The organism is Shinella sp. BE166 (assembly GCF_051201095.1).
Taxonomy (GTDB): Bacteria; Pseudomonadota; Alphaproteobacteria; order Rhizobiales; family Rhizobiaceae; genus Shinella; species Shinella lacus.
Map to the genome: position 1 here is coordinate 49,093 of NZ_JBPEHL010000021.1, position 26,164 is coordinate 75,256.

Annotated in this window: 26 protein-coding genes and 1 tRNA gene; 16 read left to right on the top strand and 11 right to left on the bottom strand. The window is 64.0% G+C overall.

The genetic code is table 11. The annotated features are described in order from the left end of the window. Positions 1–128 precede the first annotated feature (128 nt). Complete coding sequence (gene hemA, locus J2Y63_RS31145; protein ID WP_435269193.1) at positions 129–1,343, top strand: 5-aminolevulinate synthase; 1,215 nt, start codon at positions 129–131, stop codon at positions 1,341–1,343. Between the two features lie 17 nt (positions 1,344–1,360). On the opposite strand, the gene dxr is transcribed toward hemA, so the two are convergent. Next, positions 1,361–2,536, bottom strand: coding sequence for a 1-deoxy-D-xylulose-5-phosphate reductoisomerase (gene dxr, locus J2Y63_RS31150; RefSeq protein ID WP_435269194.1), 1,176 nt, complete (start codon positions 2,534–2,536; stop codon positions 1,361–1,363). 190 nt (positions 2,537–2,726) lie between these two features. Between dxr and J2Y63_RS31155 the strand changes: the two genes are divergently transcribed. The 3 genes from J2Y63_RS31155 (at position 2,727) to J2Y63_RS31165 (ending at position 6,230) form a co-directional block, all read left to right on the top strand. After that, on the top strand, positions 2,727–3,443 hold the full coding sequence (locus tag J2Y63_RS31155) for an META domain-containing protein (protein ID WP_435269195.1): 717 nt from the start codon (positions 2,727–2,729) through the stop codon (positions 3,441–3,443). An 87-nt stretch (positions 3,444–3,530) separates the two neighbouring features. Beyond that, positions 3,531–3,911: a CAP-Gly domain protein gene (locus tag J2Y63_RS31160; RefSeq protein WP_256121312.1), complete on the top strand. Its 381-nt coding sequence runs from the start codon at positions 3,531–3,533 to the stop codon at positions 3,909–3,911. Between the two features lie 306 nt (positions 3,912–4,217). Further along, positions 4,218–6,230, top strand: a complete 2,013-nt coding sequence (locus J2Y63_RS31165) for a calcium-binding protein (RefSeq protein ID WP_435269196.1) — start codon at positions 4,218–4,220, stop codon at positions 6,228–6,230. A 28-nt stretch (positions 6,231–6,258) separates the two neighbouring features. Here J2Y63_RS31165 and J2Y63_RS31170 read toward each other — a convergent pair. Together J2Y63_RS31170 and J2Y63_RS31175 are read right to left on the bottom strand one after the other, a co-directional pair. After that, positions 6,259–6,335, bottom strand: a tRNA-Arg gene (locus J2Y63_RS31170). A gap of 46 nt (positions 6,336–6,381) precedes the next feature. Continuing rightward, positions 6,382–7,542 (bottom strand): M20 aminoacylase family protein, encoded by a 1,161-nt coding sequence (locus J2Y63_RS31175; RefSeq protein WP_435269197.1) that lies wholly within the window; start codon positions 7,540–7,542, stop codon positions 6,382–6,384. Positions 7,543–7,673: 131 nt separating this feature from the next. Between J2Y63_RS31175 and J2Y63_RS31180 the strand changes: the two genes are divergently transcribed. After that, positions 7,674–8,786: a D-alanyl-D-alanine carboxypeptidase family protein gene (locus J2Y63_RS31180; protein WP_435269198.1), complete on the top strand. Its 1,113-nt coding sequence runs from the start codon at positions 7,674–7,676 to the stop codon at positions 8,784–8,786. 28 nt (positions 8,787–8,814) lie between these two features. Beyond that, positions 8,815–9,957: a CobW family GTP-binding protein gene (locus J2Y63_RS31185; protein ID WP_435269199.1), complete on the top strand. Its 1,143-nt coding sequence runs from the start codon at positions 8,815–8,817 to the stop codon at positions 9,955–9,957. Positions 9,958–10,158: 201 nt separating this feature from the next. On the opposite strand, the gene J2Y63_RS31190 is transcribed toward J2Y63_RS31185, so the two are convergent. The 5 genes from J2Y63_RS31190 to J2Y63_RS31210 form a co-directional block, all read right to left on the bottom strand. Beyond that, the gene (locus J2Y63_RS31190) at positions 10,159–10,407 is read right to left on the bottom strand and encodes a sulfurtransferase TusA family protein (RefSeq protein WP_435269200.1); all 249 of its coding nucleotides are present in this window, start codon (positions 10,405–10,407) and stop codon (positions 10,159–10,161) included. Beyond that, complete coding sequence (locus J2Y63_RS31195; protein WP_435269201.1) at positions 10,404–11,918, bottom strand: L,D-transpeptidase family protein; 1,515 nt, start codon at positions 11,916–11,918, stop codon at positions 10,404–10,406. Before J2Y63_RS31195 ends, J2Y63_RS31190 begins: the two co-directional genes overlap by 4 nt. A gap of 206 nt (positions 11,919–12,124) precedes the next feature. Further along, the gene (locus J2Y63_RS31200; protein WP_435269202.1) at positions 12,125–13,078 is read right to left on the bottom strand and encodes an acetyl-CoA carboxylase carboxyltransferase subunit alpha; all 954 of its coding nucleotides are present in this window, start codon (positions 13,076–13,078) and stop codon (positions 12,125–12,127) included. A 78-nt stretch (positions 13,079–13,156) separates the two neighbouring features. Continuing rightward, on the bottom strand, positions 13,157–14,104 hold the full coding sequence (locus J2Y63_RS31205) for a site-specific tyrosine recombinase XerD (protein ID WP_435269203.1): 948 nt from the start codon (positions 14,102–14,104) through the stop codon (positions 13,157–13,159). Next, positions 14,101–14,250: a hypothetical protein gene (locus tag J2Y63_RS31210; RefSeq protein ID WP_202402872.1), complete on the bottom strand. Its 150-nt coding sequence runs from the start codon at positions 14,248–14,250 to the stop codon at positions 14,101–14,103. The genes J2Y63_RS31205 and J2Y63_RS31210 overlap by 4 nt, the downstream gene beginning before the upstream one ends. A 151-nt stretch (positions 14,251–14,401) precedes the next feature. Between J2Y63_RS31210 and J2Y63_RS31215 the strand changes: the two genes are divergently transcribed. From J2Y63_RS31215 to J2Y63_RS31225, 3 genes are read left to right on the top strand one after another with little or no spacing between them, the layout of a single operon-like run. Next, complete coding sequence (locus J2Y63_RS31215) at positions 14,402–14,983, top strand: shikimate kinase (protein ID WP_435269204.1); 582 nt, start codon at positions 14,402–14,404, stop codon at positions 14,981–14,983. Between the two features lie 12 nt (positions 14,984–14,995). Then, the gene (gene aroB / locus J2Y63_RS31220) at positions 14,996–16,123 is read left to right on the top strand and encodes a 3-dehydroquinate synthase (RefSeq protein WP_435269205.1); all 1,128 of its coding nucleotides are present in this window, start codon (positions 14,996–14,998) and stop codon (positions 16,121–16,123) included. Then, positions 16,120–17,427, top strand: a complete 1,308-nt coding sequence (locus J2Y63_RS31225; protein WP_256121387.1) for an HlyC/CorC family transporter — start codon at positions 16,120–16,122, stop codon at positions 17,425–17,427. Before aroB ends, J2Y63_RS31225 begins: the two co-directional genes overlap by 4 nt. Here J2Y63_RS31225 and J2Y63_RS31230 read toward each other — a convergent pair whose 3' ends face one another. Continuing rightward, entirely contained in the window at positions 17,428–17,709 is a 282-nt protein-coding gene (locus tag J2Y63_RS31230) for a BolA family protein (RefSeq protein WP_435269206.1), read from the bottom strand. Positions 17,710–17,812: 103 nt separating this feature from the next. On the opposite strand from J2Y63_RS31230, the gene J2Y63_RS31235 reads away from it, so the two are divergent. The 5 genes from J2Y63_RS31235 (at position 17,813) to J2Y63_RS31255 (ending at position 23,133) form a co-directional block, all read left to right on the top strand. Beyond that, positions 17,813–18,448: a J domain-containing protein gene (locus tag J2Y63_RS31235; protein ID WP_256121419.1), complete on the top strand. Its 636-nt coding sequence runs from the start codon at positions 17,813–17,815 to the stop codon at positions 18,446–18,448. Positions 18,449–18,526: 78 nt separating this feature from the next. Beyond that, on the top strand, positions 18,527–19,525 hold the full coding sequence (gene cobS / locus J2Y63_RS31240) for a cobaltochelatase subunit CobS (protein WP_256121390.1): 999 nt from the start codon (positions 18,527–18,529) through the stop codon (positions 19,523–19,525). A gap of 18 nt (positions 19,526–19,543) precedes the next feature. After that, positions 19,544–21,445 (top strand): cobaltochelatase subunit CobT, encoded by a 1,902-nt coding sequence (cobT, locus tag J2Y63_RS31245; protein ID WP_256121391.1) that lies wholly within the window; start codon positions 19,544–19,546, stop codon positions 21,443–21,445. After that, complete coding sequence (locus tag J2Y63_RS31250) at positions 21,435–22,454, top strand: esterase-like activity of phytase family protein (protein ID WP_435269207.1); 1,020 nt, start codon at positions 21,435–21,437, stop codon at positions 22,452–22,454. The genes cobT and J2Y63_RS31250 overlap by 11 nt, the downstream gene beginning before the upstream one ends. A 235-nt stretch (positions 22,455–22,689) precedes the next feature. Further along, positions 22,690–23,133 carry a hypothetical protein gene (locus J2Y63_RS31255; protein WP_435269208.1) on the top strand — a complete coding sequence of 148 codons (444 nt, stop codon included), beginning with the start codon at positions 22,690–22,692 and terminating at the stop codon, positions 23,131–23,133. A gap of 12 nt (positions 23,134–23,145) precedes the next feature. Here the strand turns inward: J2Y63_RS31255 and J2Y63_RS31260 are convergent, their stop codons facing one another. Beyond that, positions 23,146–23,784, bottom strand: a complete 639-nt coding sequence (locus J2Y63_RS31260; protein ID WP_256121394.1) for a VUT family protein — start codon at positions 23,782–23,784, stop codon at positions 23,146–23,148. Between the two features lie 122 nt (positions 23,785–23,906). After that, positions 23,907–24,206, bottom strand: coding sequence for a 50S ribosomal protein L28 (gene rpmB / locus J2Y63_RS31265; protein ID WP_256121395.1), 300 nt, complete (start codon positions 24,204–24,206; stop codon positions 23,907–23,909). Between the two features lie 257 nt (positions 24,207–24,463). Between rpmB and J2Y63_RS31270 the strand changes: the two genes are divergently transcribed. Together J2Y63_RS31270 and yddG are read left to right on the top strand one after the other, a co-directional pair. Next, positions 24,464–25,243 (top strand): DUF3108 domain-containing protein, encoded by a 780-nt coding sequence (locus J2Y63_RS31270; protein WP_256121396.1) that lies wholly within the window; start codon positions 24,464–24,466, stop codon positions 25,241–25,243. A 39-nt stretch (positions 25,244–25,282) separates the two neighbouring features. Then, entirely contained in the window at positions 25,283–26,164 is an 882-nt protein-coding gene (gene yddG / locus J2Y63_RS31275) for an aromatic amino acid exporter YddG (RefSeq protein WP_435269209.1), read from the top strand.

Sequence of the window (26,164 nt, forward strand, 5' to 3'; positions counted from 1 at the left end):
GTGGCGCAATTTGCCGCAGCGCTGATCGTTGCAGCGGAACGGCGCCGGGTGTAGCCGATTGAACGACAGCCAACGATGACGGTGTCCGGTAATTAGTGTCCGGGCGATTGCCGGACTGGAGACTCTGGATGGACTTCGAGACCTACTTCAAGAACGAGCTTGGCGGCCTGCATCAGGAAGGCCGCTACCGCGTTTTCGCCGACCTGGAGCGCCAGAAGGGCAACTTCCCGAAGGCGACGCGCCACACGGCAGGCGGCCCGCAAGACGTCACGGTCTGGTGTTCGAACGACTATCTCGGCATGGGCCAGCACCCGACCGTCACCGAGGCGATGAAGAACGCCATCGACCAGTGTGGTGCTGGTGCCGGCGGCACCCGCAACATTTCCGGCACCAACCACCACCATGTCCTGCTGGAGCGCGAACTCGCCGACCTGCACGGCAAGGAATCGGCCCTGCTCTTCACCTCGGGCTATGTGTCCAACTGGGCAGCGCTCGGCACGCTCTGTTCGAAGATTCCCGGCATCATCTGTTTTTCCGATGCCGGCAACCACGCGTCGATGATCGAAGGCATCCGCCACTCGAAATGCGAGCGCGTGATCTGGAAGCACAACGACCTCAAGGACCTCGAAGCCAAGCTCGCTAGCGCCGACCCGCGTGCGCCAAAAATGATCGCCTTCGAATCGGTCTACTCGATGGATGGCGACATCGCCCCCATCAAGGAAATCTGCGACCTTGCCGACAAATACGGCGCGATGACCTATCTCGACGAAGTCCACGCCGTCGGCATGTACGGCCCGCGCGGCGGCGGCATTGCCGAACGCGAAGGCCTGATGCATCGCCTCACCCTCATCGAGGGCACCCTCGGCAAGGCCTTCGGCGTGATGGGCGGCTATATCGCCGGCTCGGCGGCACTCTGCGATTTCGTGCGCTCGTTTGCCTCCGGCTTCATCTTCACGACCTCCCTGCCGCCGGCGATCGCCGCCGGTGCATGCGCCGCCATCCGCCACCTCAAGGTCAGCCAGGTCGAACGCTTCGCCCACCAGGAGCGCGTGCGGCGCCTGCGCTCGGCGCTGGACCGCGCCGGCATCCCGCACATGCCGAACCCCAGCCACATCGTGCCGGTGATGGTGGGCGATGCCGCCAAGTGCAAATGGATCTCGGACCTGCTGCTCGACAATTTCGGCATCTACGTCCAGCCGATCAACTACCCGACCGTGCCGAAGAAGACCGAGCGCCTGCGCATCACGCCGACGCCGCTGCACACGGATGCCGATATCGACCATCTCGTCGGCGCCCTGCATTCGCTCTGGTCGCGCTGCGCGCTCGCACGCGCCGTCGCTTAAACGAAATTAAGCGAGACCTATCCGATGAGCCCGGCGGCCACCCGCCGGGCTTCTTCGTCTGCGGCGAAGACGTCGTCCATCGACGTGGCCTGCGGCAGGTGGCTGAGCCTGTCCATCACCTGCTCGGCAATATCGGCCATCGCGAGAAACCCGATGCGCCCGCCGACGAAAGCATGAAACGCCACCTCCTCGGCAGCATTCATCACGCCCCCCTGCAAACCGCCGCGCTCCAGCGCCGTGCGGGCAAGCCTGAGCGCCGGGAAACGCACCTCGTCCGGCGCCTCGAAATCGAGCCGCGAGAGCTTTGCGAAATCCAGCCGGTCGACATTGAGCGCCGAGCGCTGCGGATAGGTCAGCGCATACCCGATCGCCGTGCGCATATCGGGCGAACCGAGCTGCGCCAGCACCGAGCCGTCGACATAACCGACCATGGAATGAATGATCGACTGCGGGTGCACCACGACCTCGATCTGGTCCGGCCGCACATCGAAGAGATGTTTCGCCTCGATCATTTCCAGCGCCTTGTTGAACATCGAGGCGCTGCCGATCGAGATTTTCAGCCCCATCGACCAGTTGGGATGGGCGCGGGCGATATCCGCCGTCACGCCCGCCATCTGCTCCCGGCTCCAGGTGCGGAACGGCCCGCCGGAGGCCGTCAGCACGATGCGCTCCACGGCATGGCGCTGGTCATCCTCCAGGGCCTGGAAGATCGCGCTGTGCTCGCTATCGACGGGAATGAGCCGCCCGCCGCCCTCGGCAACCGCCTGGACGAAGAGATCCCCGGCCGAGACGAGGCATTCCTTGTTGGCGAGCGCGATATCCGCACCCCGCTTCGCCGCCGCCAGCGTCGGCGCCAGGCCCGCGGTGCCAACGATCGCCGCCATCACCCAGTCCGCGTCGCCTGAAGCCGCGTCCATCAGCGCCGCACGCCCGGCGGCCGCCTCGATGCCACTGCCGGAAAGCGCATTCTTCAGGTCCGCATAACGACCCTCGTCCGCGGTCACGACCAGCCGCGCGCCGCAATCCTTCGCCTGCGCGGCGAGCAGGTCGACGTTGCCGTTGCCGGTCAGCGCCACGACCTCGTAGCGTTCGCGCCCGCCGAGCTGGCGCACGACGTCGAGCGTGCTGGTGCCGATGGAACCTGTGGAGCCGAGAATGGTGATGCGGCGTTTCTGCCGCTGGTCAGGAGCCATGGTGAATTCCGCGTTTTTCTTGTTTTCTACAAATGGCTCTACAGGCGAAAGACGCCTGCAACAAGTCATCGAAATGCTGTAAAGCGAAGGCTTGGTTCGTCTTGTGGAACCCGCGGCTTGACCTTTTCGCCCGGTCGGCCATAACGTCCCGGCAAAGCGGTCTTCCGCCCTGACGCGATTGGAGAAATCTGTGCACCGACGCCTGAGAGTATGGACCCTCGCCTGCCTCGCCTTTCTGGCGGCAGTTCCGGCCTATGCCGACGAGCCGGTCCCGGGTGGTCTCGGCGGCACCTGGCTTGCCGAGGATATCGGCGGCAACGGCGTGATCGACGATTTGCAGACGACGCTGGAGATCAAGCCGGATGGCAACTATGGCGGCAATGGCGGCTGCAACACCTATCGCGGCAAGCTGAAGGTGCAGAACGGCAACATCGCCTTCGCCCCCGCCGCCGCGACCCGCAAGATGTGCGCGCCCGCCATCATGGACCAGGAACAGAAGTTCTTCGACGCGCTCGGCACGGTCACCTCGTGGAAGCTCGAAAACGGCATCCTGCACTTGACCGGCAAGGAAGGCGCACCGCCGATCCGGCTTGCCGCGCTCAAGAACAACACCGACATCGTCATCCGCCTTCCCGGGCCGGAACAGAACGTGGCGCGCGAGACGCTGAACTACCAGTGCGACGCCGACCAGCGCGTCGTCGTCGAATATATCAATGTCGGCTCCAATTCGCTCGCGGTCCTGCGGATCGCCGAAGAGACGGTCATCGCCGCCAATGTCATGGCCGCCTCCGGCGCCAAATATGCCGGCGGCCGCTACGAGTGGTGGACCAAGGGCGACGAGGCGACGCTCTACGACCTGACCAGGGGCGAGAACGCACCGGGCGTCACCTGCAAGAAGACCGGCTGAGCCGGCGCGACATCTTGGTCTTTACGCAATTCCGAACGCAAAACCGCTTCACACTTTTGCTGGAATTGCTCTGAGAAGGAACACCGCATGCCCACGTTCCAGGTCGGACAAAAGGTCGTCTGCATCAACGACCGCTTCAAGAACGTCTCGATCGACCAGGGCATCCGCAAGGGCCAGATCTACACCGTGCGCTGGGCCGGCCACTACCGCCACTATGTCGACGGCGATTTTTACGGCATCAAGCTGATGGAGCTCTACCGCGGCAAGGACGACGGCCCGGAAGGCTACGGCGCCGACGACATGCCCTTCCGCGCCACCCGCTTCCGCCCGCTCGTCAGCGACCGCATCCGCAACATGCTCGGCATCAAGGCGCCCACGCCAAAGGTCGTCGCCAAACCCTCCCTCGTCCCCTCCATCCGCCCCAAGCCCCGCGTGGTGACCCCGGAGCGCGAAAAGGAAGACGTCTGAGGGTGCGAACAGGGCAGAACAATAGAGGCCCGATGCGCCCCGTCACGATCATCCTCACCCTCACCTTGCTCGCCGCCTGCACAACCAACCACCCCGCAAACTGCGTCGTCACGCCGACGGACCTCGTCGAGTGCAACGCGAAATGAAGGCTTGGCTGCGTCTCAAAAAATGAGCGCAGTTGATCGCCGATTTGTGTATTACTCTTTCCCTGAATAGGGGTCGGCAATTTGCCGTTAGAGGGTTCCTCCGCAGCGCTTTCACGCGAAACAGGGGGCCGAGAACTGCACGAGGGGCTGGGGCGGTTTCATGGCACTGATCATGGGCGGAATTTCGCTTGTCAACACGCAGGTGGATGACGTGGAGCTCGAGTCATCCGTTACCGGCCTGAGCGATGGCGGTTGGGTGGTGACCTGGATCGCGTACGATCTGGCGGGCACGCAAAGCGAAGTCCTGCAACAGGCCTTCAATGCGAATGGAACCCGCAGAGGCGTTGAAACGCGCATAGATGCCCTGTCGGCCGACCTGGAACTCTCCCCATCCGTGACTGCGCTCGCCGATGGTGGGTGGGTCGTGAGCTTTTCGACCTTTGACGGCACGACGGAACAGGTCCTCCAGCAGCGGTTTGACGCCAATGGCAACACGGTCGGGCCGCTGGCGGACATCAGTCCGGGCCTCGTGGGCGACGACGAATACGAACAAAGCACCACCGCCCTGCCGGACGGCGGTTGGATCGTCACCTGGACATTGGAGACATCGGGCGGCGACACGAGCATCTACCAGCAGCGCTTCGATCTGAATGGCGTCTCCACCGGGCTGACACAGCTTTCCAGCAGCACCGGCGACCTTATCAGTGTCCAGCCAAGCGTGGCGACGCTTGCCGATGGCGGCTGGGTGACCGTGTGGACTATCTACGACTTTTTCAACGATTCGTTCGAATTGCACATTCGCACCTTCGACGCGGACGGCACGCCGAGAGACTCGGAAACGCTGACCAGCGCGAATTACGACGACTACGGCATACTTGACCCGATCGTCACCACTCTGGCGGACGGCGGCTGGGTGGTAACCTGGACGTCCGAATATCAGGATGGGGACAGTCTGGGCATCTATCAACAGGCCTTCAACGCCGACGGTTCGATGCGAGGCGTTGAAAGCCGGGTCAACACCACGACGTTCGACGCACAAGCCCTGCAGACTGCGGCGTCCCTTCCCGGCGGCGGCTGGGTGGTTGCCTGGGCTGACAGCTCCGGCGAAATCTTCCAGCAAGTGTTCGATCGATTGGGAAGGCCCGTGGGCCGGGAAACCCTGGTAAGCGGTGCCGACTTTGCCTTGGGATATCCTTCCATCGCCGTTCTTGACGATGGCAGCTGGGTCATCAGCTGGTCGGGCAACAGCGCTGAAGACGATATCGGCATATTTCAGCGCAAGTTTACGCTTGAGACCGTGACGCGCCCCCATGATCCGCCAACGACAAAGGGCACGGACGGCGCCGACCAGCTTTTCGGCACCAATGGCCGCGACATCGTCGATGGCGGAAAGGGCGACGACACCATTTTCGCCCGAGGCGGCAACGACACCGTCTTCGGCGGGCAAGACGACGACACGATCGGCGGCGGAGATGGGAACGACGATCTCCAGGGCGGAGACGGCAAGGACGCACTCTTTGGGGGCAAAGGCAACGACACCCTGCTCGGAGGCACCGGGGAGGACAAGCTCTATGGCGGGGACGGCAACGACAGCCTGAACGGCGGAGACGGCGACGACCAGGTCTATGGCGGCAAGGGTTCCGACACCTTCTTCGGCGGCAAAGGCCACGATACGATGGGCGGCGGAGACGGCGCCGATACGCTGCGCGGCGAAGCAGGCAACGATACGCTCTATGGCGGCGCCGGGAACGATCGCCTGGAGGGTGGCGCGGGAGCGGACAACCTGTTCGGCGGCCTCGGCGCCGATATCCTTGCCGGCGGCGCGGGCCGCGATGTCCTGACCGGCGGCAAAGGCGCGGACGTGTTCCTGTTTACCGCCAAGGGCGATTCCGGCACCGATGCCAGGACCCGCGACACGATCACGGATTTCAGCGCGAAGGGCGGCGACAAGATCGACCTCAGCAAGATCGCCCTCGACAATGGCAGCGGGACAACCCCGTTCTTCAAATTCCTCGGCCAGGGCGACTTCACCGGCAAGGCCGGCGAACTGCGCTATGAAATCGCCGACGGCAAGACGACGGTTTTCAGCGACATCGACGGCGACGGAACCGCCGATTTCTCCATCCTCCTCGACGGAAAGATCAATCTCAAGGCGACCGACTTCATCCTCTGACGACGTTTTGGATCATCTTCGGAAGAAGTGGTGATCCCGGCGCGATTCGAACGCGCGACCCCCAGATTAGGAATCTGGTGCTCTATCCTGCTGAGCTACGGGACCACTGACTGCACCCATACAAAAGCCGGGCCTTTTAGCCAAGTGGTTTTCAGGCGGAAAGCCGGCTTTCGGCGAGCTTGACCCAATAGGTTACCCCATGCGGGATGGCGTCGTCGTTGAAGTCGTAGGCCGGGTGGTGCAGGCCGGCGGTGTCGCCGTTGCCGATGAAGATGAAGGCGCCGGGGCGGGATAGCAGCATGTAGGAAAAATCCTCGCCGCCCATCATCGGGTTGAGCGCCGGGTCGACCGCAGCCTCGCCTGCAATGTCGCGCGCCACAGCGACGGCATGACCGGTCTCGTCCGGATGGTTGACCGTGACGGGATAGTTGCGGTGGTAGCCGACGGTGATCTCCGCGCCGTGCGCCGCGGCAAGGCCGCCGCAGATCTGGCGGATGCGGGCTTCCGCTTCCTCGCGCATCTTGGGGTCCAGCGTGCGCACCGTGCCGGCGAGCTGTGCCTGCTCGGGAATGACATTGTGCGCAAAGCCGGCATTGAACTTGGTGACGGAGACGACGAGCGAGGCGATCGGATCGGCGACGCGCGAGACGATCGTCTGGAGCGCGCCCACCACCTGCGAACCGATGACGATGGGGTCGACCGTCTTGTGCGGCAGCGCGGCATGGCCGCCGCGGCCCTTGACCGTGATGGTGAATTCGTCGGTCGCCGCCATGATCGCGCCAGGCCGCGTGCCGAAGGAGCCGACCGGCATGCCCGGAAGATTGTGCATGCCGTAGACCTCGGCAATGCCGAAACGCTCCATCATGCCGTCCTTGACCATCTCGTTGCCGCCGCCGCCGCCTTCTTCGGCCGGCTGGAAGATGACTGCGACATTGCCGGAGAAATTGCGCGTCTCCGCCAGATACTTTGCCGCGCCGAGCAGCATGGCGGTGTGGCCGTCATGCCCGCAGGCATGCATCTTGCCCCTTGTGGTGGACGCCCAGGGCTTGCCGGTCGCCTCCTCGATCGGCAACGCATCCATGTCGGCGCGAAGCCCGATCGTGCGTCCCTCGCCCTTGCCGCGGATGAGTCCGACGACGCCGGTGCGGCCGATGCCGGTCACGATTTCGTCAACGCCGAACGAACGCAGCTTCTCGGCGACGAAGGCCGCCGTCTTCTCCACCGCGAAGAGAATTTCCGGCTCCTTGTGGATGTGGCGGCGCCATTCAGCGATTTCGTCCTGCATTTCTGCGGCGCGGTTGAGAATGGGCATGCGATCATCCTGTCTTGTTCGGCCGGAAAATTGGCCATCTCTACTCGATGGCTTTGCCATCACGGTGCCATATAGGTTAAATAGGGCGACGGTTCGAGACAACTCCCGATTTCGAGGACAGACCCTTGCAGATGAACGGACGAACGACGCGCCGGAGCGCACGGCTTTTGGGCTCCAGCCTGCTGCTCGCAGCCACCCTTTTGGCAACCACCGCCGCGGCCAACCCGCGCATGCTGGTGGACGTCAACACGCTGAAAGTCATCGAGCACGAGGACGCCTTCCAGCGCTGGTATCCCGCTTCCCTCACCAAGCTCATGACGGCCTACACGGTGTTCCGCGCCATCAAGGCCGGCGAGGTGACGCTGGAAAGCACGGTCACCATGACCAAGAACGCCGCCGCCGAACCGCCGAGCAAGATGTATTACAAGCCCGGCCAGAAGATGACGCTCGACAGCGCGCTGAAGATCATCCTCGTCAAGTCGGCCAACGACGTCGCCGTGGCGATCGGCGAATCGGTCGGCGGCTCGGAACAGGGTTTCGTCGCCCGCATGAATGCGGAAGCCGCGCGCATCGGCATGAGCTCCTCGCATTTCATCAATCCGCACGGCCTGCCCGGCAAGGGCCAGTATACGACGGCGCGCGACCTCGCGGTGCTCGCCGTTACGCTGAAGCGCGAATTCCCGCAATATGCCTCCTATTTCGCGCTGGAGGGCTTTACCACCGGCAAAAAGCAATATCCGAATTTCAACATGCTGATCGGCCGCTTCGATGGCGCCGACGGCATGAAGACCGGCTTCATCTGTGCGTCGGGCTTCAACCAGGTGTCCTCCGCCACCCGCAACGGCCGAAGCGTCGTTTCCGTGGTGCTCGGCTCCGACAGCCTTGGTGCGCGCGCCGATATTTCGGCCGGCATGCTGGAGAAGGGGCTGACGATGCGGGCCGGCAACGTGCCGACGCTCGGCCAGCTCCGTCCCTATGGCGAGACGCGCGACACCGTGGCCGACATTTCCGAGGACATCTGCTCGAAACATGCCGCCAAGGTGCGCAGCGAGGGCCGCGACGAGGCGGGCCGGCAGAAGCTGGTCTCGCCCTATATCCACGAGCTGGACCGGCCGCTGAGGCTCGTCTATGCCGGGCTCATCGGCGGCGGCGCGACGAAGCCGGCCGGCAACGAGCAGGTTGCCGTCGGCGACATGGGCGACATCGCCAATGTGCCGATCCCCATCCCGCGGCCGACCTACTGACAGGCACATTCACGAACAGGACAAGACCATGACCCTCGCTGAGCGGCGCGTGCCGGTTTCCGTGCTGACCGGATTCCTGGGCGCAGGCAAGACGACCCTGCTCAACCGCCTCCTGAAGGACCCGACGCTTACCGACACCGCCGTCATCATCAACGAGTTCGGCGAGGTGGGCATCGATCACCTGCTGGTCGAGCAGTCGAGCGACGGCGTCATCGAGCTGTCCGACGGGTGCCTGTGCTGCACGATCCGCGGCGAACTGGTCGATACGCTGGCCGACCTGATGGACCGCATGCAGACGGGCAAGATCCAACCGCTGAAGCGCGTGGTGATCGAAACCACCGGGCTGGCCGATCCGGCACCGGTGCTGCAATCGGTCATGGGCAATCCCGTGCTCAGCCAGTCCTTCAGCCTCGACGGCGTGATTACCGTCGTCGATGCTATTAACGGCCTCTCGACGCTCGCCAACCATCCGGAAGCGATCAAGCAGGTCGCCGTCGCCGACCGCATCCTGATCAGCAAGATCGCGATGGCCGACGCCGCGGCCGTGGACGCCGTGAAGCAGGAGATCGCCGCGCTCAATCCGCGCGCGATCGTGTCCGATGTCGATACGCCCGGCCTCGTTGGTCCGGCTCTGCTCGCCAACGGCCTCTACGACCCCGGCAGCAAGATCCCGGATGTCCGGCGCTGGCTGCATGAGGAGGCGCACGATCATCACCACCACGACCACGATCATTGTCACGACCACCATCACCACGGGCATGGCCACCAGCACGCCCATGACGTGACGCGTCATGACGCCACGATCCGCTCCTTCAGCATCGTGCACGATCGCCCGGTCGACCCGATGGCGCTGGAAATGTTCATCGACCTCCTGCGCTCCGCCCATGGCGAAAAGCTGCTGCGCATGAAGGGCATCGTGCTGATGTCCACCAGTCCGGAGCGCCCGCTGGTGCTGCAAGGCGTGCAGAGCGTCTTCCATCCGCCGGAGCGCCTCGCCGCCTGGCCGGACCCGGACGACCGACGCACCCGTCTGGTGCTGATCACCAAGGACCTGCCGGAAACCTTCGTGCGCGACCTCTTCGACGCCTTCACCGGCACCCCAAGCATCGACCGCCCGGACCGCGCGGCGCTCTCCGACAATCCGCTGGCGATACCGGGTCTGCGGCTTTAAAGCCTGCGCGCGTTTTACCCCCTCTGCCCTACCGGGCATCTCCCCCTCAAGGGGTGAGATTGGATGAGGCGCCGTCTCGCCCTTTACGCACGCTGCTGCTTGAGAGGTGTTCCCACCACTTGCCGATCTCCCCCCTTGAGGGGGAGATGCCCGGCAGGGCAGAGGGGGGTAGCAGCAAGACGCGACAATAGCTGCGAGCCACTAAACCTTCTTACGGATCAGGAAGCGGTGCCCCGCCTCGACGCGCTCACTGGCTTCGAGCGCGTGGCCGTCCTCATGGCAGAAGTGGGGGATATCGATGACGGCGAGCGGGTCGGTGGTTTCGACCCAGAGCGCCGCACCACCCGCCATCGTCGACAGGCGCTTGCGTGCCTTCATCACCGGCAGCGGGCATTTCAGCCCGCGCAGGTCATAGACCTCGGCTTCCTCGCGGGCCGCCGTGGCGGTCATTTCTGCCAGAATTTCCAGAAGGGTTTTTCGGCCTTCTTCTCGACGACCTGAACCTCCGGATTTTGCTCCGGTGTCGGCAGGACGACCGTGCCTTCCGCGGGCTTCTCGACGCGCTGTCCGGCAGTCTCGGTTGCTGGCTTCTGTTCCTTCTGGAGCGTCTGCGTGCCCGCTTCAGCCTTCGCCTGCTGCTGGGTCTCCTGCGTCGCGCCGGCGACCGGCTCGACCTTGCGCGGTGCCGCCTTGTCGGTCCAGAATTTCCAGAAGGGCTTTTCTTCCTTCTTCTCGACGACGGCGACTCCCGGATTTTCCTCCGGCACCGGCAGGGCGTCCTTGCCCTCGGCCTGCTTGGCGGCCTTCGCGGCGGCGACGTCTGCGGCAAGCGCTTCCGCTTCCTTGATCTTCGCCTGCTCGGCGTCGAGCTTGGCCTGCTCGGCTTCGCGAACCGCGCGTTCGGCCGCCTCGACCTTGCGCTTTTCGGCCTCTTCGGCCTTGCGCTTCTGCTCGGCGATCTCGCGGGCGGTCATCAGCTTGCCGGCGTCGAGCGAGTTGCCGGTCGGCGCATAGGCGAGTTCGCGGCCCTTGCGCTGGTCGGCGACAATCGCCTTGCGCTGGGCTTCCGAAGGCTCGACCCAGACCGTGCCGTCATATTTGCGCATCGCCGTGGCGTAAGCCGCGGCATAGGTCTTGTTGTAGCTGCCGAGCGCCACTTCGAGGCCGGCCGGCGTTGTCATCGCCGGGCAGGCGCCCGTCGGCGAGAAGGGCTTGTCGGCCTGCTGGTTGAAGACGTATTTCTTCTCGCAGACATTGACCTCCGGCGGACGCTTGGTCAGCTCGAAATGATCGTAGCCGACCTTCAGCATCTTCCAGAATTCGATATTCGGATTGTCGCGATGGCGCGCCATGTTTTCCGCGGTCATGCGGAAGGGGAAGGCCTGCAGCTGGATGGTCGACTGCCCGCCGCCGAACGCATCGCGGGCGAAGGCGAAGATCTCCACCATCTGCTCGTCGGTCATCGAATAGCAGCCCGACGACGAGCAGGCGCCGTGGATCATCAGATGCGTGCCGCTCGCCTTGTTGGCGCGGTCAAAGGCATTCGGGTAGCCGGTGTTGATGGCGAGGTAATAGCTCGAATTCGGGTTCATGTTCGCCTTGGAGAGCGGATAGAACCCTTCCGGCGCCTGGCGATCGCCTTCCTTCATCTTCGGCCCGAGTTTGCCGGACCAGGCGCAGATTTTGTAGTTGCGCACCAGCTTGAAGCGGTTCGCCCGGTCGGCCTTCCAGAGTTCCAGCCGGCCCTCTTCCTTGAAGATGCGCAGCATCATGGGCGAGGAGCGGTCGATGCCCATCGAGGACAGCTTGCCGAGCACCGCGGAGGAAAGCTGGTAGTTGGTCTTGCTGGAAACCTTGGTGATGTCGACGTCGACCTTGTCGAACGTGTCGAGCGTCTCGTTCGTGCAGCCGGCAGCGGCCACAGCGAGAAGCGATACAGCGGCAAGAACAGTCAGGCGCATTCGAAAGGTCCGTCAACAATCGTCAGATCGCATGCCGTCGCGCCGACAAGGGCGGACGCGCAGTCGTAACCGGCTTATACTTCATAAATTCTTAACCGGAAATTCTTTCGCGAGGCTGCCGGGAACCCGCGACCTTCTCAGACACAAGGAATATGGCCGAGATTGGGCGAAAGCGGCCCGAAGGGCCGCCAACGGCGAAGAATCCCTTAAAGCTGGCGACCGATATTGAGATAGCGCTGGCGGCGGTCCTTGCGCAGCTGGTCGCCCGGCTTGGCGCCGAGGTCCTTGAGGGCCGCCGCAATCACGTCGCCCGTGCGCCCGATCACCGCTTCGGGATCACGATGCGCGCCGCCGACCGGCTCCTGGACGATGCCGTCGATGATGCCGAAGGCCTTCAGGTCCTCGGCCGTGATCTTCATGTTGCTGGCCGCCTCCTTGGCGCGCGTCGAATCGCGCCAGAGGATGGAGGCCGCGCCTTCCGGCGAGATCACGCTGTAGATCGCATGTTCCAGCATGTAGACCCGGTCGCCGGTGGCAATGGCGATGGCGCCGCCCGAGCCGCCCTCGCCGAGCACGACCGAGACGATCGGCACGCGGACATTGAGGCACATCTCGGTGGAGCGGGCGATGGCTTCCGCCTGGCCGCGCTCTTCCGCGCCGATGCCCGGATAGGCGCCGGCGGTGTCGATCAGGGTAACGATGGGCAAGCCGAAGCGGTCGGCCATTTCCATGACGCGGATCGCCTTGCGGTAGCCTTCCGGCCGCGCGCTGCCGAAATTGTGTTTCAGGCGCGATTTGGTGTCGTTGCCCTTTTCCTGGCCTATGATGGCGACGGCCTCGCCGCGGAACCGGCCGAGACCGGCCTGGATCGCCTCGTCCTCGGCGAACTTGCGGTCGCCGGCAAGCGGTGTGAACTCGTCGAAAAGCTGGCCGGCGAAATCGAGGAAGTGCGGGCGCTGCGGATGGCGCGCGACCTGCGTCTTCTGCCAGGGGGTCAGCTTGGAATAGATGTCGGCCATCGCCTCGCGGGCGCGGATTTCCAGGCGGCCGACCTCATCCGTCGTGTCGATGCTCTCATCTTCCTCGGCGAGCTTTCTCAGCTCGTGGATCTTGCCTTCGAGATCCGAGATGGGCTTTTCGAAATCGAGGTAGTTGTGCATGAGATGCGTTTCCGATCGTTTGCTCAAACCGCGCCAGGGTGCAGCCGGCCAAGCGGCCATTTGCAAGCATTGGGGGTCCTAATCCGGTTTTTTTGCCTGTTTGGCAAGAGGGTGATGGGTCTGAACGAGCTGGTGCAGCCGTTCTTCCAGCACATGGGTATAGATTTGTGTCGTGGAAATGTCCGAGTGGCCGAGCAGTTCCTGCACGGCACGCAGGTCCGCACCGTTCTGCAGCAGATGGCTGGCAAAAGCATGGCGCAGCACATGCGGCGAGAGCGTGGCGGCACGAATCCCGGCCCGCCCCGCCAGCGCCTTCAGGTCGCGCGCGAAAACCTGCCGCGGCAGAAAGCCTTCTTTGCTATTCGCCGGAAACAGGAAGCGCCCCGCCGCCGGATCATCGCCGATCTCAGCCGCCAGCGCCTCGCCATAGGCATCGAGTGCTGAAACCGCGGCGCGCGACAGCGGCACCAGCCGCTCCTTGTTGCCCTTGCCCTTCACCACGAGGAAACGTCCCGTCTGCGCCAGCGCACTTGCCGGCAGCGAAACGAGCTCGCTGACGCGCATGCCCGTCGCATAGAGCAGCTCGACCAGCAGATGCATGCGGCGGCGCAGCAGAACGTTGCCGCCGGGCTCCGCGGCCTCCGTCTCCGCCCGCCCGATGAGGCGGCCGACATCGTCGACGCTCAGCGTCTTCGGCAGCGAGCGGCCCTTCTTCGGCGCATCGAGAATGCCGGTCGGATCATCGCCGCGCAGACCCTCGCCATAGAGGAACTTGAAGAACTGCCGAAGCGCCGACAGCCGCCGCGCCTGCGAGGAGGCGGCAAAACCCTGCTTGGTGAGATGCGAAAGATAAGCGCGCAGATCGTCCGGCGTCGCCTCCGTCAGCCGCACCCCGCGCCCGTTGAGGAAGGAGCGCACGTCCTCCAGGTCCCGCTCATAGGATTGCAGCGTGTTTGTCGCAGCGCCCCGCTCGGCGCTCATCATCTCTAGAAAGGATTCGACTTGCAGTGCGGAGGGGTCCCTCATGGCTGCGGGTTCACCCGTTCGGAAGGGATGCGGATCGTCACCTCGCGCTCCGTCGGCTCCACGAAAGTCACCAGCGCCACCATCGTGCCGTAGATCGAGCCGGCGATCACGGCGCAGAAGAACAGGAATCGGAACAGGGTCGGCATGGCGCTCTCCGGGACGATGCCCCCTATATCGCCTCGCCCCACGCCGAGCGCAAGGCCGACACGAGGCCGAGACAAGGGATCAACCCCGCGCAGGCTTGACGCTTCCGGTGCTTTTGTCGATACGGAAAGGGACGAAACCCCGGAAACACCAATGACCGAGCTGATCGAACAGGCCCCTCCCACGCTCGCCGAGCAGGCCCGCGCAGCACTCGGCAAGCGCAACCTCGTGCTGATCGGCCTGATGGGCGCCGGCAAGTCGGCGATTGGCCGGATGACGGCGCAGGCGCTGGGCATTCCCTTCATCGATTCCGACCACGAAATAGAGCGTGTCTCGCGCATGTCGATCACCGATCTTTTCGCGGCTTACGGCGAGGCGGAGTTCCGCGCGCTGGAAACCCGGGTCATCAAGCGCCTGCTGCGCTCCGGCCCGCGGGTCGTGTCGACCGGCGGCGGCGCCTATATCAATGAAAACACCCGAAAACACATCCGGCGCGGCGGGCTCACCGTCTGGCTGAAGGCCGACCTCGACGTGCTGTGGGAGCGTGTCAACAAGCGCGACACCCGCCCGCTCTTGAAAACGGAAAATCCGCGCCAGACGCTCGAAAACCTCATGAACGCCCGCTATCCCGTCTATGCGGAAGCCGATCTCACGGTGCTCTCGCGCGACGTGAAGAAGGAAACCATGGTGGAGGAGGTGCTCGCCGCGATCACCGCCGCCCGCCCCAGAACCTGACGAGATGACCCGATGACTGCCATTGCCACCGCCCGCCGCACCGTAAGGGTCGAACTGGGCGACCGCGCCTACGACATCCTGATCGGCCCCGGCCTGATTGCCGCCGCCGGCCGCGAGATCGCCGCCCGCCTCAAGGGCCGCAAGATCGCCGTCATCACCGATGCGCATGTCGCCCCGCTCTATCTCGACGGCTTCATGGCCGCCCTTAACGCAGAAGGCATCGATGCCGTCTCGCTGGTGCTGCCGGCCGGTGAGAAGACGAAAAGCTTCGAGCACCTGATCAGCGTCTGCGATAGCGTGCTGGCCGCCCGCATCGAGCGCAACGACGCGGTCGTGGCGCTCGGCGGCGGCGTCATCGGCGACCTCACCGGCTTTGCCGCCGGCATCGCGCGCCGCGGCTCGCGTTTCATCCAGGTGCCGACCTCGCTGCTGGCGCAGGTCGATTCCTCCGTCGGCGGCAAGACGGGCATCAACTCGCCGCACGGCAAGAACCTCATCGGCGTCTTCCACCAGCCGGACCTCGTGCTTGCCGATACGGACGTGCTTGACACGCTCTCGCAACGCGAATTCCGCGCCGGTTATGCCGAAGTCGCCAAATATGGCCTGATCGACAAGCCGGACTTTTTCGCCTGGCTGGAAAAGAACTGGCAGGACGTCTTTGCCGGCGGCGAGGCCCGCATCGAGGCGATTGCCACGAGCTGCCAGGCCAAGGCCGACGTCGTCGCCGCCGACGAACGGGAGAACGGCGCGCGCGCCCTGCTCAATCTCGGCCACACCTTCGGCCACGCGCTGGAGGCCGCGACGGACTATGACAGCGCCCGCCTCGTCCACGGTGAAGGCGTTTCGATCGGCATGGTGCTCGCCCACCAGTTTTCCGCCCGCATGAACCTTGCCAGCCCGGACGATGGTCGGCGCGTCGAGGCGCATCTTCGCGAGGTCGGCCTGCCGACCACGCTGGACCAGATCCCGGGCGGCCTGCCGCCGGCGGAACGGCTGATGGATGCGATCGCCCAGGACAAGAAGGTCAAGGGCGGCAAGCTCACCTTCATCCTGACGCGCGGCATCGGCCAGTCCTTCGTTGCCGATGATGTGCCGCAATCCGAAGTCGTCGCCTTCCTCAAGGAAAAGCTGCCGAAATGACCAGCGAATCCGTCATGGCCTTCCTCGCCGAATATTGGTTGATATTCCTCTCCATCCTGGGGCTGATCGCCGCCTCGGCATTCTTTTCCGGCTCGGAGACGGCACTGACCGCGACATCGCGGGCACGCATGCACACGTTGGAAGCCAATGGCGAAGTGCGTGCGGGCATCGTCAACAGACTGATCGAGCGGCGCGATCGCCTGATTGGCGCCCTGCTCATCGGCAACAACCTCGTCAACATCCTCGCGTCGTCGCTGACGACCAGCCTGTTCCTCGGCCTGTTCGGTGATTCCGGCGTGGCCATCGCGACGATCGCGATGACCGTGCTGCTCGTCATCTTTTCCGAAGTCCTGCCGAAGAGCTGGGCCATCTCCTCGCCGGATCGATTCGCTCTCTTCGTCTCACCCGTCGTGCGCATCTACGTGGCCATTGCCGGCCCACTCTCGACGGCGGTCAACGGCATCGTCCGAGTCATCCTCGGCATCTTCGGCGTCACCCTCTCCAATGACGAGCCCATGCTGACGGCACACGAGGAACTGCGCGGCGCCGTCAACCTGCTGCATCGCGAAGGTGCGGTGATCAAAGCGGACAGGGATCGGCTGGGCGGCATCCTCGATCTCGATGAACTCGAGGTCTCCGACATCATGGTCCACCGCACATCCATGCGGGTGCTGAATGCGGACGAGCCGCCGGAAGCCATAGTCCGGACCATTCTCGAAAGCGCCTATACGCGCATGCCGGTCTGGCGCGGCTCGACCGACAACATCATCGGCGTCGTGCATGCGAAAGACCTGCTGCGCGCGCTCGCCGAACCGGACATGGAGCCTGCCAACCTCGACATCACCAAGGTCGTGCAGAAACCTTGGTTCGTACCCGACACCACGAACCTCAAGGAACAGCTCAACGCCTTCCTTCGCCGCAAGGGCCACTTCGCCATCGTCGTCGACGAATATGGCGAGGTGCAGGGGCTGGTCACGCTCGAGGACATTCTGGAGGAGATCGTCGGTGACATTTCCGACGAACACGATATCGATATCCAGGGCGTGCGGCAGGAGGCCGACGGCTCCATCGTGGTGGATGGTGGCGTGCCGATCCGCGACCTCAACCGCGCACTCGACTGGAATCTGCCCGATGAGGAGGCGACCACTATTGCCGGCCTCGTCATCCATGAATCGAAATCGATTCCCGAGGAGCGGCAGGCATTCACCTTCTACGGCAAGCGCTTCATCGTCATGAAACGTGTGAAGAACCGCATCACCAAGCTGCGCATTCGCCCGGCAGAAGCCCAGCAGCCGGCGGAGTGATCACCAGCGCGTCGCCTCCCCAGGTGCCGCCACCTCGACGGCGAGCGCATGCAGCCCGGCATCGAACTCCGCCTTCACCAGATCGTTGATCGCCCGGTGGCGCGCCACGCGGCTCATGCCGGCAAAGGCGGACGAGACGATGCGCACGCGCATATGCGTTTCGCCCTCACCGTCGAATTCCGGCTTGTGGCCGGCATGCAGGTGGCTTTCGTTGATGACCTCGAGACGCTCCGGCGTAAAAGCGGCGCCGAGCTTCTCGGTTATGCTGGATTTCATGGACATGGCAAACCTTCGGCGGCGCTGCCGCGACGCAGGAAAAGGGTCCCACAAAGCCAGCAACAATCCGCTTTGTCAATTCTTGTGGGAGATCGTCCTGACCCCCATAATTAGCGCCATGAAACTCGATTCCAAATACTTCGACCGCATCCGCACGAAGCGGCGCGTGGAGCGTCCCGAACGCGCCGCGCCGACCTGTCAGTGGGATGGCTGCGAAGAGAATGCCGTGCATCGCGCGCCGGTGGGCCGCAATGCCGAAGGCCAGTATTTCATGTTCTGCTTCGAGCACGTCAAGGAATACAACAAGGGCTACAACTACTTCTCCGGCCTCTCCGACGGCGAGATCGCGCGCTACCAGAAAGAGGCGATCACCGGCCACCGCCCGACCTGGACGATCGGCGTCAACAAGGCCTCCAAGAACGGCCCGACGCAGGGCAGCGCGCGCTCCGGCACCGCTGGGGCAAATCAGCGCATCCGCGATCCTTTCGGCCTGTTCGGCGAGGGCAAGGGCAGCCGCGGCCCGCGCCTCGAACCGCGCACCCGAAAACTGAAGACACTGGAGGCAAAAGCCTTCGATACGCTCGGCCTTGCCGCCAATGCGACGGCCCAGGACGTCAAGACCGCCTACAAAGCCCTTGTCAAAAAGCATCACCCCGATGCAAATGGCGGAGATAGGGGCTCGGAGGAGCGTTTTCGCGCGGTCATTCAAGCATATCAATTGTTAAAGCAGGCCGGCTTCTGCTAGAGCAGTCGGCGCACAATAAGACGGCGCACAACAAGACATTGGGCGGACGCGCGGGTGGCGGCAGCCCACGGAGACGTGATGAGCAAGATGGATCTCGATATTTCCAACCTCCCGGACACCACGGTTTCCGTACGGGAGGCCTTCGGCATTGATACGGACCTTCGGGTTCCGGCCTATTCCAAGGCGGACGCCTATGTGCCGGACCTCGATCCGGACTACCTGTTCGACCGGGAAACCACGCTGGCCATCCTCGCGGGCTTCGCGCATAACCGACGCGTCATGGTCTCGGGCTACCACGGCACGGGCAAGTCGACCCATATCGAGCAGGTCGCGGCCCGCCTCAACTGGCCCTGCGTGCGCGTCAACCTCGACAGCCATGTCAGCCGTATCGACCTCGTCGGCAAGGACGCGATCGTCGTCAAGGACGGCTTGCAGGTCACCGAATTCAAGGACGGCATCCTGCCATGGGCCTACCAGCACAATGTCGCGCTCGTCTTCGACGAATACGACGCCGGCCGCCCGGACGTGATGTTCGTCATCCAGCGCGTGCTGGAATCCTCCGGCCGCCTGACGCTGCTCGACCAGAGCCGCGTCATCCGCCCGCATCCCGCTTTCCGGCTGTTCGCCACCGCCAACACGGTCGGCCTCGGCGATACGACGGGCCTCTACCACGGCACGCAGCAGATCAACCAGGCGCAGATGGACCGCTGGTCGATCGTCACCACGCTGAACTACCTGCCGCACGACAACGAAGTCAGCATCGTCGCCGCCAAGGTGAAGCGCCTGGCCGCCGGCAAGGACGGCCGCGAGACGATTTCGCGCATGGTGCGCGTTGCCGATCTCACCCGTGCCGCCTTCATCAACGGCGACCTTTCCACCGTGATGAGCCCGCGTACGGTCATTACCTGGGGCGAAAACGCGGAAATCTTTGGGGACATCGCCTTTGCCTTCCGTGTCACCTTCCTCAACAAGTGCGACGAACTGGAACGCACGCTGGTCGCCGAACTTTACCAGCGCGCCTTCGGCGTCGAGCTGAAGGAAAGTGCCGCCAACATCGTGCTTGAGGCGACGGCCTGACGGTCGGGTAGGAATCTCATGGCTGCTCGCGGAGACAATTCGAAGCCGAGGCCCGGCGGCGTGGTCGACATGGAGCCGTTCCGCCGCGCGGTGACGGGCTGTGTTCGCGCCGTCTCCGGCGATGCGGAGGTGGAGGTCACCTTCGCCAACGAGCGGCCAGGCATGACCGGCGAGCGCATCCGCCTGCCGGAACTGACCAAGCGCCCGACGCCTGCCGAAGTCGCCATCACCCGCGGCCTCGGCGATTCGATGGCGCTGCGCAAGGCCTGCCACGACGCCCGCATCCACGCCACCATGTCGCCGCAGGGTGCCGACGCCCGCGCCATCTTCGACGCCGTCGAGCAGGCCCGCGTCGAGGCGATCGGTTCCAACCGCATGCATGGCATGGCGCAGAACCTCACCACCATGCTGACGGAGAAATACGCCAAGGCGAATTTTTCCGCGATCACCCGCCAGGCCGATGCGCCGCTCGAAGAGGCCGTGGCCCTCATCGTGCGCGAAAAGCTGACGGGCCAGGCGCCGCCGGCCTCCGCGGGCAAGGTGCTCGACCTTTGGCGCGATTTCATCGAGGACAAGGCCGCCAGGGACATGGACGGCCTTTCCGCCACGATCAACGACCAGCAGGCCTTCTCCCGCGTCGTGCGCAATATGCTCGCCTCGATGAATGTCGCCGAGCAATACGGTGACGACGAGACCGAGCCGGACGATTCCGAAACGCCCGAGGACGAGAACCAGCCGCGCAGCGACGAGCAGGAAGACAACGACAGCCAGGAAGATGCCGGCGACGATTCGGCGCCGGCCGACGAGAACGAGACGTCCGACGAGCAGATGGACGAAGGCGAGATGGACGGCGCGGAAATCTCCGACGACGACCTTGTCGACGACGACGGCGACGACACCGAGACGCCCGGCGAAGTGCGCCGCCCAAACCATCCCTTCACGGATTTCAACGAGAAGGTCGACTACACGGTCTTCACGCAGGAATTCGACGAGACGATCACCGCGGAAGAGCTCTGCGACGAGGCGGAACTCGATCGCCTGCGCGCCTTCCTCGACAAGCAGCTCGCCCATCTGCAAGGCGCCGTCGGTCGCCTGGCGAACCGCCTGCAACGCCGCCTGATGGCGCAGCAGAACCGCGCCTGGGAATTCGACCTCGAAGAGGGTTACCTCGACAGCGCCCGCCTGCAACGCATCATCATCGATCCGATGCAGCCGCTCTCCTTCAAGCGCGAGAAGGACACGACCTTCCGCGATACGGTCGTGACGCTGCTCATCGACAATTCCGGCTCGATGCGCGGCCGGCCGATCACGGTTGCCGCCACGTGCGCCGATATTCTCGCCCGCACGCTGGAACGCTGCGGCGTGAAGGTCGAAATCCTCGGCTTCACCACCAAGGCGTGGAAGGGCGGCCAGTCGCGCGAAAAATGGCTCGGCAGCGGCAAGCCGCAGGCACCGGGCCGCCTCAACGACCTGCGCCACATCATCTACAAGGCGGCGGATGCCCCCTGGCGGCGTGCACGGCGCAATCTCGGCCTGATGATGCGCGAGGGCCTGCTCAAGGAAAACATCGACGGCGAGGCGCTGATCTGGGCGCACGACCGCCTGCTCGCCCGCCCCGAGCAGCGCCGCATCCTGATGATGATCTCGGACGGCGCGCCGGTCGATGATTCGACGCTCTCGGTGAACCCCGGCAACTATCTCGAACGGCACCTGCGCGCGGTCATCGAACAGATCGAGACGCGCTCGCCCGTCGAGCTTCTCGCCATCGGCATCGGCCATGACGTCACCCGCTACTATCGCCGCGCCGTCACCATCGTCGATGCGGACGAACTGGCGGGCGCGATGACCGAACAGCTCGCCTCGCTCTTCGCCGACGAGGCCACCAGCCGACGCCCCGCCGGCCGCCGCCGTGCGGGCTGAGCCGACGGCGCACCGGCGCCTGTTGCGTTGCCTCACGCTCTCCGTCGCGCTTATCCTGGCGCAACCGGCGACAGCTCAAATCATCGACCTGCCGGTCGTCAACCGCGCCTTCTCGCAATTCGCGCTCGGCTCCGACACGCGCACCTTCGGCAAACTCGAATTCCTCGGCGGCCTTAGCTATTCGTCCAGCAATCCGCTGCTCGGCGCCGTGTCGGCGATCCGCTTTCGCGCGCACCATCAATCCTTCGTCGCCGTGCTCGACACGGGGCACTGGCTGACCGGCCGCATCGAGCGCGATGCCGAAGGTCGCCTGAGCGGCCTTGCCGACCTCAAGACGCGCTCGATGTTCAACGCCGAGGGCCAGGACGAGAACGTCAAGTACCAGATGGATGCCGAGGGCTTGGCAATTGGCAAGGGCGAGCTGCTCGTCAGCTTCGAGTCCGTGCATCGCATCGATGCCTATCCGGACCCGGGCTTCATGGAAGCGCGGCCATCACGCGAACTGCCGCTGCCCTTCCCCCGCGAAGAGCTGCGCGGCAATCGCGGCATGGAGACCCTCGTGATGTCGCCGGAGGCAGGGCCACTCGGCGCCGTACCGGTGACGGTCACCGAGCGCAGCCTCGATGCCGAGGGCAACGCGCTCGCCGCCATTCTCGACGGCCCGCTTGCCGGCTTGTTCACCGTGAAGCGCGACGACCCCTGGGACATCACCGACGGCGCCTTCCTGCCGAACGGCGACCTCCTGCTGCTGGAGCGCCGCTTCCGCCTTTCCGATGGCGTCGGCATGCGCATCCGGCGGATCGACGGCACGAAGATCCGTCCCGGCGCGGTGGTCGATGGCGAGGTTTTGATCGACGTCGACCTCAGCCACCAGATCGACAATATGGAGGGGCTGGACGTGGTGGTGATGGCGCCGGACGACATCCGCCTCATCGTCGTCTCCGACGACAACCACTCCATTCTCCAGCGCAACCTCATGCTGGAATTCCGCCTGCTCCAAGGGCAATGAAGCGTCACGCCAGCTGCGTTTTAACCGGCTCTCGCCTTGCTACACCTCCTTGATACCAGTCAAAACCGCCGATGCCCCTTAATAACGATGGTCGTTCTGTAATCACGTCGCTCTTGACGTTATGGTCTTACGAATGAAAATCGGCGAGCGAATCGATCGATTTGCTGATCGATCCCGTCGTGTCTCCGCTGTAATTGCACCGGAATATCTGTGCGTACTTTATTAAGGAAGCTACATGAACAGATCTACAATCATTGCCACGCTCGTTGCTCTGGCCGCCTTGCCCGCATTTGCGCAGGACGTAAACCCGCTGGAGGGACTATGGTCCGGCAAGGGTGAAGGCGATCTGACGGTCGATCTCAAGCATGTGCAGGACGATATCTACAAGATCTCCATCGAGACGGTGGTTCCCATGCAGGAGGATGGACTTCCAGGCTGCGGCGGCGGCATTGAGGGTGAGGTGAAGCTCGATAGTGCCGGAGGAAACTTCTTCGTCGAGAATGAAGCCTATGATCCGAACGCGGAACAATCGGGGGTCAATGCACGCTATTGTGAAGTCGGTCTGGTATTTTCAAAAGACGGCAAACTTTTGATCGAAGAGCGCAGCGGTTGTCTCAGCTATCATGGGGCCGCGTGTGGATTCACGGGTGAGCTCGTCCACGACGCGGCTGGGCTCTAGCCCTTTATTTTCTCAAGCCGTCTTTTCGACGCCCGGCATCGGCTTCAGCTTGCTCATCAGCGCGCCATAGGGCAGCAGCATGACGATGCCGACCAGCACCTTTACCGTGAAGTCGCCGAGCGCCCAGGAGATCCAGCGCGGCGCGTCCGTGGTCAGCACGCCGAGCACCGGCGCCCATTCGATCGCGAAGGCATCGTTCGGGCCGAAGATCGAAAAGACCGGCGCGAAGGCGAAGGAGAAGAAGATCACCGTATCGAGCACCGAACCGATCACCGAGGCGAGCAGCGGCGCGCGCCACCAGGCCTGCCGGCGCAGCTGGTTGAACACGGAGATGTCGAGGAGCTGGCCCAGCAGGAAGGCCGAGCCGGACGCAATGGCGATGCGCGGCGAGGCGACGGCGAAGGAAAACACCACGGCGACCAGAAAACCGGCCGCGACGACGCGGCGCGCGACGCGCGGGCCGAACTGGCGGTTCGTGAGGTCGGTAATGAGGAAGGCGACCGGATAGGTGAAGGCGCCATAGGTCAGGAGGTCGCCGAGCGCGATGCCGAACAGTTCGCCGGAAAGCGGATACTGCACCAGCACGTTGGAGGCAACGACGACGACCGTCATCAGGAGGACGTAGATAAGGGTAATGCGGTTCGCTAGCATTTTTTTATCCTGGGTGATGCCACCAGTTGGAGGACTGACAATTTAACGCAACGCAAAGCGTTGAGGCCTGCCCGGAACCGGTCAAGCCTCAATCAGAGCATCGCAACGCAAAACCTGAAATATCAGGCAGCGACAGCAGCGGCTGCGGTCTTCTTGGCGATCTGGCGGCGCAGCAGACGGGCGCGCATCGACAGTTCGTTCTCGTCAGCCTTCAGCAGGAAGGCATCGAGGCCACCGCGGTGCTCGACGGAGCGGAGCGCTGCAGCGGAAACGCGAAGACGGTAACGCTGGCCGAGGGCATCGGAAATCAGCGTGACACTGCACAGGTTCGGCAGGAACTTGCGCTTCGTCTTGTTGTTTGCGTGGCTCACATTGTTGCCCGACTGGACGCCCTTGCCGGTCAATTCGCAACTACGGGACATGGTACACCTATTTTTCTTGGTTCAGGACAATACGTTTCCGGCACCGAAACCGGCCGCAGTCCGTCTGGCCTTTTTGGAAAGTTGCGGTTCTATAGTCACACGGAGCGGAGCCGTCAAGCCAAACCTGCCGTTCAGCTTGAATTCAGTTGCCAAAGCTCATGATTTGCAGGCAATAGCAAGCCGATCGGGATTTTTTGACCGGCGCAGAATCGCCGCAATGGCGGGTTAGGCGGAGCGTCTCAATGGAGAGCGTAAGGATGAACGGGCGGGGTTGGATTGCTGGCGCACTGATGTCGCTTGCCCTTGCGGGCAGCGCGACACCCTTGTCGTCGGCTGAAATCGAGCACCGCACGGACTACAGCATACGGCTTTCCGGCCTGCCGGTCGCCACCGCCACCTTCCGCTCGGCCTTCCAGGGCAACCGCTACACGATCTCCGGCAGTCTGCAATCGGCTGGCCTCGCCGATATCTTTTCGAGCACCAAGGGCACGACCTCGGTCTCCGGTACGGTCAGCCGCGACAAGCTGCGCGCCACCAACTATTCCGTGACCTACAAGAGCGGCAAGCGCAGCCGCGCCATCGACGTCACCTTCCGCAACGGCAACGTCATCACCGCAAACATGACGCCGCCGCGCCGCAAGCCGAAGAACTGGGTGCCGGTCTCCAGCGCCGACATGCGCGCCGTGCTGGACCCGATCTCCGGCCTGATCATCCCGTCCGACGACGGCAAGGTCTGCCCGAAGACGCTGCCGATCTTCGACGGCGAATCCCGGATGGACCTGAAGCTCACCTCCAAGGGCACCAAGCCCTATTCCACCAAGGGCTTCGAAGGCGATGTCGTGGTCTGCGGCATCCGCTTCATCCCCAAGTCCGGCTACAAGAAGGGCCGTGACGACGTGGAATATCTGCGCAAGCTGAAGACGATGGAAATCTGGTTTGCCAAGGCCGAGGGGGCGAATGTATATGCTCCCGTCTATGTGCAGATTCCGACCAAGCTCGGCCCTGTCACCGTCTCGGCCACGCGCTTCGGCGGCTGACGCGGCGCCCCGTCGGAAAACCGGCGGGAGTGATCGGCCTTGAAGACGCGTGCAACCCTCATCGGCTTTTCGGCGATCCTCATGTGGGCGCTGCTGGCGCTTTTTACCGCCGCCTCGGGCAAGATGCCGCCCTTCCAGCTTTCCGCCATCTGCTTCCTGATCGGCAGCCTGCCCGGCCTCATCGTGCTCGCCGCAAGGCCGGAGCGCGTCAAACTGCTGCGGCAGCCGGCAAAAGTCTGGATCACCGGCATTCTCGGCCTGTTCGGCTACCACTTCCTCTATTTCACGGCGCTGCGCAACGCGCCGGCCGTCGAAGCCGGCCTCATCGCCTATCTCTGGCCGCTATTGATCGTCGTCGGCTCGGCGCTGCTTCCGGGCGAAACGCTGAAGTGGAACCATGTCGTCGGCGCCGTGCTCGGCCTCGGCGGCACGGTCCTCATCGTCGGCCGCAACGGCTTTGCATTCGACGAGACCTATCTCGTCGGTTATGGCGCGGCCTTCCTCTGCGCCTTCACCTGGGCGGGTTATTCGCTGATCACCCGCCGCTTCGAGGCCGTCTCGACCGATGTGGTGACCGGCTTCTGCCTCGCCACCTCGCTGCTGTCGCTCCTTTGCCATGTGATGCTGGAAACCACCGTCTGGCCGCAAAGCAATTTCGAGTGGTTCGCCGTTGCCGGTCTCGGCCTGCTGCCGGTGGGGGCCGCTTTCTATGCCTGGGATTTCGGCGTCAAGAACGGCGACATCCAGATCCTGGGAGCCGCAAGCTATGCCGCGCCGCTGCTCTCGACCTTCATGCTCATCCTCACGGGGTTCGCCGAACCGTCCTGGCGCATCGGCCTCGCCTGCCTGCTGGTGACGGGCGGCGCGGTGCTGGCCGCCAAGGACATGATCCTGCGAAGGCGCGCGACGGCGCCGGTCTGA